This window comes from Pseudomonas sp. FG36 (assembly GCF_057809275.1).
This window is the reverse complement of record NZ_JBMDJQ010000035.1, coordinates 48,663-57,860: the sequence shown is the minus strand read 5'-3', so window position 1 is coordinate 57,860 and position 9,198 is coordinate 48,663. Positions and strand designations below refer to the sequence as shown.

The following is a 9,198-nucleotide window of genomic DNA, read 5'->3' as shown; positions in this document are numbered from 1 at the left end:
CCCCCCCCCCCCCCCCCCCCCCCCCCCCACGACGCCTCGAACACGCCTTTTCCTGTTGTAAACCCATGCCCCCACTCCCCAGCTTCATCCTGCGCATCATCGAGTTGCTCAAGCGCTACCCCGGCATCATCGCGCTCTACGGTTTCCTCTCGGGCATCGGCAGCTTCATCCTGGTCGACCGCCAGGCCGGCCTGGCAAGGTGGATCGCCATCGCGATGCTGGTCAGCTGGGTCTGGCTGATGCTGGAGAACACCCTCACCGAGCTGTTCGCCCGCACCTTCAAGCGCGAGATCCCGCAACCGCTGCTGCGCTTCGCGACGCAGATGATCCACCAGGAAAGCCTGTTCTTCGTCCTGCCGTTCTTCTTCATCACCACCACCTGGAACAGCGGCCAGCTGGTGTTCACCGGCCTGCTCGGTGCCGCGGGGCTGATCTCGATCGTCGACCCGCTGTACCACAAGTGGCTGGCGCCGCGGCGCTGGCTGTTCCTGGCGCTGCACACCCTTACGCTGTTCGCGGCCATGCTCACGGCATTGCCGATCATCCTGCATCTGACCACCGCGCAAAGTTTCAAGCTGGCACTGATCGCCGCCATGGCGCTGTCGTTCCCGAGCCTGGCCAGCAGCTTCCCGATCAACAACTGGCGCCGCGGCGTGGCCCTGGTGCTGGTGACCCTGGCAGTGGGCGGCGGAGGGTGGTTGCTGCGCTCGTGGGTGCCGCCGGCCACACTGTGGATGACCGATGTGGCGATCAGCACCGAAGTGCTCAACCGTCAGCCGGGCGCGTCGCTGGAGGAAGTGGCGGCCAGCCGCATCCGTAGTGGCGGGCTGTATGCCTACACCGCCATCAACGCGCCGCGCGGGCTGAACGAGCGCATCTACCATGTGTGGCAGCTCGACGGCAAAGAGGTCGACCGTATCGCCCTGGACATCCACGGCGGGCGCAAGGAGGGCTACCGCGCCTGGACCCACAAGCAGAACTTCCCGCCCAATCCGGTGGGCAAGTGGCAGGTGAGGGTGCTGACCGAGGATGGGCAGGTGATCGGGGTGTTGCGGTTCAAGGTGGTGGACTCCTGACAAGATCGCCGGGCAAGTCGCATCGGCGCACCGCCGCTCCCACGCCATGAATCTGCTGGGAGCGGGCTTGCCCCGTGATGGGCTATGATCTGAGTCGCCGATTCCCCAGTCAGATGCATGGAGCCTATGACCGCCCCGAGCGCTACCCTGGACACCCAGCAGCAGCCCACCCGCCTGCGCATCGTCGGCGACTGGACCCTGGCCCACTACGCCGAGCTCAAGCGCGAATGCGAGCGCCTGGGCAGCCAGTACGGCGATGACACCCAGGTCGACCTCAGCCAGTTGGGCCGCCTGGACACCGCTGGCGCATCGCTGCTGGCCGAACTGCTGGGCTCCGAACGCCTGTCGCGCTGCAGCGACGAACTCCCCGATGCCAGCCGGGCCTTGCTGAAGAACGTCTACTGCTCGGTGCAGGACTACTGCATCCCGGTCAAGGAACCGGAGCAGCCAGTGCTGCTGCTCTTGCTGGCACGCATCGGCCGCGCCGTCGACCAGCTCTGGCAGGACACCACCCAGGTGCTGGGTTTCATCGGCCTGATCCTGCAGACCTTGTTCCTGCGCCTGTTCCAGCCACATCGCTGGCGGGTCACCCCGGTAGTCGCGCACCTCGAGCAGACCGGCCTGGACGCCGCGCCCATCGTGGCCTTGCTGACCTTTCTGGTCGGCGCGGTGGTGGCCTTCCTGGGCGCCACGGTGCTGGCCGACTTCGGCGCGACGATCTTCACCGTCGACCTGGTGGCGTTCTCCTTCCTGCGCGAGTTCGCCGTGCTGCTGACCGCCATCCTCATGGCCGGGCGCACCGCCAGCGCGTTCACCGCGCAGATCGGCTCGATGAAGGCCAACGAAGAGATCGACGCCATTCGCACCCTGGGCCTTAACCCGATCGAACTGCTGGTTGTGCCCCGAGTGCTGGCACTGTTGATCGCATTGCCATTGCTGACCTTCGTCGCGATGCTTTGCGGCATGATCGGCGGCGCGGTGGTCTGTGCCCTGACCCTGGACATCTCGCCGGCCATGTTCCTCTCGCTGCTGCAGAGTGACATCGGCGTGCAGCATTTCTTGGTGGGCATGGCAAAGGCGCCGTTCTTCGCGTTCCTGATCGCCGCCATCGGCTGCCTGGAAGGCTTCAAGGTCAGCGGCAGCGCCGAGTCGGTGGGTGCCCACACCACCTCCGCCGTGGTGCAATCGATCTTCGTGGTCATCGTGCTGGACGCGGTGGCCGCGCTGTTCTTCATGGAGATGGGCTGGTGACTGAAGCCGTGATCGAAGCCCGGGGCCTGTGCAACCGCTTCGGCAGCCAGAGCGTGCACGAGAACCTCGACCTGGACCTGTACCGCGGTGAGATCCTCGCCGTGGTCGGCGGTTCGGGCAGCGGCAAGTCGGTGCTGCTGCGCAGCATCGTCGGCCTGCGCCGGCCCAATGAAGGCACGGTCAAGGTATTCGGCCAGGACCTGGCCACGCTCGGCGAAAACCAGCGTTCGCTGGTCGAACGCCGCTTCGGCGTGCTGTTCCAGAAGGGCGCGCTGTTCTCGTCGCTGACCGTTACCGAGAACGTCGCCCTGCCGCTGATCGAGCATGCCGGGCTGTCGCGGGCCGACGCCGAGCACCTGGCCGGGGTCAAGCTGGCGCTGGCCGGACTGCCGATCAGCGCTGCCGACAAGTACCCGGCCTCGCTGTCCGGCGGCATGATCAAGCGCGCCGCCCTGGCCCGAGCCCTGGCCCTGGACCCGGACATCCTGTTCCTCGACGAGCCCACCGCCGGCCTCGATCCGATCGGCGCCGCCGCCTTCGACCAGTTGATCCTTACCCTGCGCGACGCCCTGGGCCTGTCGGTGTTCCTCATCACCCACGACCTGGACACCCTCTACACCATTACCGACCGGGTGGCGGTGCTGTCGCAGAAGAAGGTGCTGGTAGCCGGGCCCCTGGCCGAGGTCGAGCAGACCGTTGATCCCTGGATTCACGAATACTTTCACGGCCCGCGCGGCCGGGCGGCCGAAGACGCCGCCCTGCGCGCCCGCCAGGAGCGCTGAACGATGGAAACCCGAGCTCATCATGTCCTGATCGGCCTGGTCACCGTGCTGGTGGTGGCGGGCGCCATGCTGTTCGGCCTGTGGCTGACCAAGTCCAGTGTCGACGACGCTTTCAAGGACTACGAAGTGGTGTTCAACGAAGCGGTCTCGGGCCTGTCCCGCGGTAGCCCGGTGCAGTACAACGGCATCAAGGTCGGTGATGTCAGCAGCCTGCGCCTGGACCCGAAGGACCCGCGCCGGGTCCTGGCTCGCGTGCGCCTTAGCGGCGACACGCCGGTCAAGGAGGACACCCAGGCCAAGCTGACCCTGGCGGGGGTGACCGGCAACTCGTTCATCCAGCTCAGCGGCGGCACGCCGCAAAGCCCGGAACTCAAGGGCAAGGACGGCAAGCTGCCGGTGATCGTCGCCTCGCCATCGCCAATCTCGCGCCTGCTCAACGACAGCAGCGACCTGGTGACCAACATCAACCTGCTGTTGCACAACGCCAACCAGATGTTCTCTTCGAGCAATATCGAGCGCCTCAGCAATACCTTGGCCAACCTCGAGCAGACCACCGGCGCCTTCGCCAACCAGAAGGGCGGGATTTCCGAGGCCATCGAACAGCTGGCTCAGGTCGGCAAGCAGGCCAATGCCACCCTGGCCGAGACCCAGGCCCTGATGCGCAATGCCAACGGCCTGCTGGGCACCCAGGGCAAGCAGGCCATCGGCAGCGCCGAGCAGGCCATGCAGTCGCTGGCCGAAAGCACCGCGACCATCAACAGTCTGTTGCAGGACAACCGCCAGTCCCTGGACGACGGTGCCCAGGGCCTGAACCAGATCGCCCCGGCAATCCGCGAACTGCGCGAGACCCTCAACTCGCTCAAGGGCATCTCCCGGCGCCTGGAAGCCGACCCCAGCGGCTACCTGCTGGGCCGCGACAACAACAAGGAGTTCCAGCCATGAAGCTGTCGCTGCGCCTGGCCGCACTCGTTACCGCCCTGAGCCTGGCTACGGCCTGCTCGATCCTGCCGCAGTCCGAGCCTGTGGATATCTATCGCCTGCCGGTGAGCCAGACCGCCCGCAGTGCCGCGCCGCTGGACTGGTCGCTGCGCCTGAACAAGCCACTGGCCAGCGAAGCCCTGGCCGGGCCGCGTATCGCGGTCATTCCCCAGGGGGATGTGATCAGCAGCTACAAGGGCGCCCGCTGGAGCGACCCGACGCCGATGCTGGTGCGCAATCGCCTGCTCGACGGCTTCCAGCGCGATGGCCGAGTGCAGCGCCTGAGTGCCGACGACAGCAACCTGCAGGCGGACTACGAGCTGGGTGGCGAACTGCAGGCGTTCCAGAGCGAGTACCGCCCAGGCGGGGCGGTGGAGGTGGTGATTCGCTACGATGCCCGGCTAGTGCAGGGCCGCAGCCAGCGCATCCTCGCGAGTAAACGCTTCGAGGTACGCCAGCCGCTAGGCAGCCAGCAAGTGCCGGCGGTGGTCGCCGGCTTCGGCACGGCCAGCGACCAGCTGGCGCGCCAGGTGATCGACTGGACCGTCAGCCAGGCTCAGGCAAAGAACCAGTAGCAGACGAAGATCGCCGCGATCACCCCGGACAGCTCGGCCAGCAGCGCGCAGCCCACCGCATGGCGCACGCGCTGGATACCCACCGCGCCGAAGTACACCGCCAGCACATAGAAGGTGGTTTCGGTGCTGCCCTGGATGGTCGCCGCCACCAGCGCCGGGAAGCTGTCCACGCCCTGGGTCTGCATGGTCTCGATCAGCATCGCCCGCGCCGCGCTGCCGGAGAACGGCTTGACCAGCGCCGTGGGCAGGCCCTCGACGAAGCGCGTATCCAGGCCCATCCAGGTCACCGCGTGGCGGATGCCGTCCAGGGCCAGCTCCAGGGCGCCGGAGGCACGCAACACGCCCACGGCCACCAGCATCGCCACCAGGTAGGGCAGCAGCCCCTTGGCCACGTCGAACCCCTCCTTGGCGCCCTCGACGAAGGCCTCGTACACCTGCACCCGCCGCAACGCGCCGATCACCAGGAACAGGATGATCACGCCGAACAGCGTCAGGTTGCCCAGGATCGAAGACAGGCTGGCCAGTGCGGCCGCCGACAGCGTGCCGAGAAAAGCCATGAAGCCACCCAGCAACAGCGCGCCTGGGATCAGGTAGGCAAGCACCACCGGGTCCCACAGGCGCAGGCGCTGCATCACCGCCACCGACAGCAGGCCGACCAGGGTCGAGCAACTCGTGGCCAGCAGGATCGGCAGGAACACCATGGTCGGGTCAGGCGCGCCTTGCTGGGCGCGGTACATGAAGATGGTCACCGGCAGCAGGGTCAGCGACGAGGCGTTGAGTACCAGGAACAGGATCTGTGCGTTGCTCGCCGTGGTGCTGCTGGGGTTGAGCTCCTGCAGCGAACGCATGGCCTTCAGGCCGATGGGCGTGGCGGCGTTGTCCAGGCCCAGGCCGTTGGCGGCGAAGTTCATGGTGATCAGGCCCAGGGCAGGGTGGCCCGGCGGTACCTCCGGCATCAGCCGGGCGAACAGCGGCCCGAGGACCTTGGCCAGCCATTCGACGATACCGGCCTTCTCGGCAATCTTGAGAAAACCCAGCCACAAGGTCAGGGTGCCGAACAGCAGGACCATCACCTCTACCGAGAGCTTGGCCATGGCGAAGATGCTCTCGACCATCGCGGCGAAAATGCCGGCATTGCCGCCCACCAGCCATTGGCCCAGTGCGCTGATGGCCGCAATCAGGAAAAAGCCGAGCCAGAGGCCGTTGAGCATCCGTGTGTTCCCCCGTGAAAAATGCCCGAATGATAGCGTATCGGGACAGCTCAGGCGCCATATCCGGCACCGTGGGAGCGATACGCAGACAACAAAAAGCCCCGACAAGTCGGGGCTCTTCGTTCAGCTCAGCGGCTTACTGGTTGACGGTCTTGCCCGCCACCACGGCCTCTTTCTTACCTTTTTCCAGCACCAGCGACTTGTAGTACGCCTCGCCTTTCTCGGCGTCGTACATGCCCTGCCACTTGGCGATGACCACTGCGGCCAGGGCGTTGCCGACCACGTTCAGCGCGGTACGGGCCATGTCCATGATGCGGTCGACACCGGCGATGAAGGCCAGGCCTTCCAGCGGGATGCCCACGCTGCCCAGGGTGGCCAGCAGTACCACGAACGATACGCCCGGCACGCCGGCGATACCCTTGGAGGTAACCATCAGGGTCAGCACCAGCAGCAGCTGCTGGCTCCAGGACAGGTCGATGCCGTACAGCTGGGCGATGAAGATCGCCGCGATGCTCTGGTACAGGGTCGAACCGTCGAGGTTGAACGAGTAGCCGGTCGGGACCACGAACGAGCAGATCGACTTCGGCGCACCGTACTTCTCCATCTTCTCGATCACGCGCGGCAGCACGGTCTCGGAGCTGGAGGTGGAGTAGGCGAGGATCAGCTCATCTTTCATGATGCGCATGATCTTGATCACCGAGAAGCCGAACAGGCGAGCCACCAGGCCCAGCACCATGAAGGCGAAGAAGGCGATGGCGAAGTACACCAGCAGCACCAGCTTGGCCAGCGGCAGCAGCGAGCTGAAGCCGAAGTTGGCGACAGTCACGGCGATCAGGGCGAACACACCGATCGGCGCGTAGTTCATGATCATGTGGGTGACCTTGAACATGGTCTCCGACACGCCCTGGAAGGTACGCACCAGCGGCTCGCGCAGATCGGCGTTCAAGCTCGACAAGCCCATGCCGAACATCACCGAGAAGAAGATGATCGGCAGCATCTCGCCACGCATCAGCGCCGCGAAGATATTCGACGGGATCAGGTTGAGCAGGGTCTCGATGAACGCGTGCTCATGCTGCACCTCGGCCGCGGTGGCCTGGTACTTGGAGATGTCGACGGTGCCCAGGGTGCTCATGTCGATGCCGGCGCCCGGGTGGAACACGTTGGCCAGGACCAGGCCGACGACGATGGCGATGGTGGTCACCACCTCGAAGTAGATGATGGTCTTCAGGCCGATACTGCCCAGTTTCTTCGCGTCGCCTACCCCGGCGATGCCCACGATCAGCGACGAAATCACGATCGGGACGACGATCATCTTGATCAGGCGAATGAAGATATCGCCGGCTGGCTGGAGGACGTTGCTGATCCACCATGCCTTTTCTGCACTGAAATGATTCAGTAGCGCGCCGACTGCAACGCCCAGCAACAGACCGATGACGATCTGCCAGGCGAGGCTCAGTTTTGCCTTCTTCATGTCATTACCCTTTGTTGTAGTGGTCACGGGCACCTGACGGAAAGTCGCGTTCCAGAGCGCTTCAAAGCTTCTAGGCGGCTGTATGTTCCGTTCCGGGCCCCTCTGTAAGGACACCGCGAGCGAGCATTTCTGGCGCTCGGGCCAAGGAAAAAGGCGGCAACTATTGCGACGTGGGCAGGGGCAGTCTAATGCCGGAAACGACTACCCCATGCCGAATCGGCATGAGACCAGAAGCCGAAATCGAGCATCGCCAAAGCCTTGATTTTCAACGTTCGGATTTCCGAACAAGGCCAATGCGCCATTTTTCGGCAGATTTGCAGGTATGAAGAAAGGGAGTTTGATGGCGTGTTCGACAATCCGAATGGCTGAAATGCCACACCGGCTGACCTGTCGGACAACTAAAAAAATTTCGATATACGGTAGCGACAAAATGTGTCTGAAGTGAAAAGTCGCTCGTATGGATAGATAAATCCCTACAGGCGCTTCGGAAGCCAGATCGATCACATCCTCAACTCGACCCGATCGACCTGCAACTTCCGATGCCACCCTCTCCTGACCCGGCCCATGATGGAGGCACTCCCTGTACCCCTAGGCCACTCCGACCCTGCAACAGTCAGAACGGCCCGGCCCCCTGGTCATGCGCCGTCCCTCCTCGGGGCGGCGCATCATAGAAGCCTGAAAGATAAAAAGGTTCAGCTTCTATAGCGTTACAGTGCGCGACCGCTGGTCAGTACCAGTTCGGGTCACGCTTGAGCTGCTCCTGCAGCAAAGCTTTCATGCCTTCATCCGGCTTGCCCAGCCAGCGGTAGTCCGCATGGCGGGTCGGCGACTTGTCCGCGGGCAGGCCCTCTGGCACTTCCACGAGCATGCCGTAGGCTTCGTCCTTGTCCCAGCTGAAGGCCACGACCAGGCGCTTGTAGGTGCAATTGCCCTCGGATTCGCAGAGCGGACCAACCAGATACTGGTCGCCGTCCTCGGTCACCGCCGACATCTGCTGTGCCGAGCTGCCGCTGAGGTTGATCACCCATTCCGGCAAGCGCTCTTCTTTCTTTATCGTCTTCTGCCAGGTCTTCTGGTATTCGGGGTCCGAGCCAAGCAACTGGTTGACCCGGACCTGGCCGTCATTGGCGGCCAGCGCCGACGCACCACTGCCCAGCAGCAGTGCGACGGCCAAGGCTTTCGGGAGCATCCTGCTCATGGTCGTCAACCTCTACCGCGGCCGAAGAAGAAGGAGGCAACGAACAGCACCAGGAAGACGATGAACAGGATCTTCGCGATACCGGTCGCAGCGCCGGCGATACCACCAAAGCCCAGGACTGCGGCAATAATGGCGATGATCAGGAAGGTGATAGCCCAACTCAGCATGATGTTTCTCCTTTTCTTGTACGAAATCGGTCAGCAGTGTCAGAACACCCAACGTTGCTGGGGCTCGACACGGTCGAGAACGGCAGGGGCAGTATCGGCACTGGGCAGTGGCTGAGCGGCCTTGACCAAGGTGCTGGCGTGGGTCGTTGCTCGCAGTTGCGTCAACAGCGCGGTCTGCGCCGCCACTTGCTCGGCCAGCCGGGCGGTCTGCCAGCTGTGATGGAACAGGCCGACCGCCAAGGTCAGCAGCAGGGCCATGCCGAGGAACAGCAGCTGCTGCAGGGGTACTACAGCGCTCTGCGTGCGGTTGACGTTGGGGCGATTCATGCCGGCTCCTCCTGCAGTACTTGTTATCCGTTCTTGGGAAGATCAGTGCAGCCTGCATGCCAGCCATAAAACTCTAAATAAATCCTTTTAAATCAATGATTTATCAAATACATGCATACCAGTGAAGGACGTATCCTGCACGATGCGCCTACAAGGGCTCGT

The 9,198-nt window shown here is 64.0% G+C and carries 10 protein-coding genes; 5 read left to right on the top strand and 5 right to left on the bottom strand.

Annotation, left to right across the window (positions count from 1 at the left end):
- Positions 1 to 65 precede the first annotated feature (65 nt).
- From ACODS9_RS21965 to ACODS9_RS21945, 5 genes are all read left to right on the top strand, one after another.
- Entirely contained in the window at positions 66 to 1,076 is a 1,011-nt protein-coding gene (locus ACODS9_RS21965) for a DUF5924 family protein (RefSeq protein ID WP_367857554.1), read from the top strand.
- Positions 1,077 to 1,193: 117 nt separating this feature from the next.
- The gene (locus ACODS9_RS21960) at positions 1,194 to 2,327 is read left to right on the top strand and encodes an ABC transporter permease (RefSeq protein WP_367857553.1); all 1,134 of its coding nucleotides are present in this window, start codon (positions 1,194 to 1,196) and stop codon (positions 2,325 to 2,327) included.
- Positions 2,324 to 3,109 carry an ABC transporter ATP-binding protein gene (locus ACODS9_RS21955; RefSeq protein ID WP_489094741.1) on the top strand — a complete coding sequence of 262 codons (786 nt, stop codon included), beginning with the start codon at positions 2,324 to 2,326 and terminating at the stop codon, positions 3,107 to 3,109. The genes ACODS9_RS21960 and ACODS9_RS21955 overlap by 4 nt, the downstream gene beginning before the upstream one ends.
- A 3-nt stretch (positions 3,110 to 3,112) precedes the next feature.
- Positions 3,113 to 4,051: an MlaD family protein gene (locus tag ACODS9_RS21950; RefSeq protein ID WP_046853636.1), complete on the top strand. Its 939-nt coding sequence runs from the start codon at positions 3,113 to 3,115 to the stop codon at positions 4,049 to 4,051.
- On the top strand, positions 4,048 to 4,662 hold the full coding sequence (locus tag ACODS9_RS21945; RefSeq protein ID WP_046853635.1) for an ABC-type transport auxiliary lipoprotein family protein: 615 nt from the start codon (positions 4,048 to 4,050) through the stop codon (positions 4,660 to 4,662). Before ACODS9_RS21950 ends, ACODS9_RS21945 begins: the two co-directional genes overlap by 4 nt.
- On the opposite strand, the gene ACODS9_RS21940 is transcribed toward ACODS9_RS21945, so the two are convergent.
- The 5 genes from ACODS9_RS21940 to ACODS9_RS21920 all read right to left on the bottom strand — a co-directional run bounded on the left by ACODS9_RS21940 (position 4,644) and on the right by ACODS9_RS21920 (position 9,036).
- Entirely contained in the window at positions 4,644 to 5,873 is a 1,230-nt protein-coding gene (locus ACODS9_RS21940; protein WP_046853634.1) for a nucleoside recognition domain-containing protein, read from the bottom strand. The genes ACODS9_RS21945 and ACODS9_RS21940 overlap by 19 nt on opposite strands.
- Positions 5,874 to 6,009: 136 nt before the next feature.
- Positions 6,010 to 7,344, bottom strand: coding sequence for a glutamate/aspartate:proton symporter GltP (gltP, locus tag ACODS9_RS21935; protein WP_023629390.1), 1,335 nt, complete (start codon positions 7,342 to 7,344; stop codon positions 6,010 to 6,012).
- A 727-nt stretch (positions 7,345 to 8,071) separates the two neighbouring features.
- On the bottom strand, positions 8,072 to 8,542 hold the full coding sequence (locus ACODS9_RS21930) for an inhibitor of vertebrate lysozyme family protein (RefSeq protein ID WP_031314662.1): 471 nt from the start codon (positions 8,540 to 8,542) through the stop codon (positions 8,072 to 8,074).
- Positions 8,543 to 8,547: 5 nt separating this feature from the next.
- The gene (locus tag ACODS9_RS21925) at positions 8,548 to 8,709 is read right to left on the bottom strand and encodes a DUF1328 domain-containing protein (RefSeq protein WP_008092060.1); all 162 of its coding nucleotides are present in this window, start codon (positions 8,707 to 8,709) and stop codon (positions 8,548 to 8,550) included.
- Positions 8,710 to 8,748: 39 nt separating this feature from the next.
- Positions 8,749 to 9,036 (bottom strand): hypothetical protein, encoded by a 288-nt coding sequence (locus tag ACODS9_RS21920; protein ID WP_046853632.1) that lies wholly within the window; start codon positions 9,034 to 9,036, stop codon positions 8,749 to 8,751.
- Between the last annotated feature and the right edge of the window lie 162 nt (positions 9,037 to 9,198).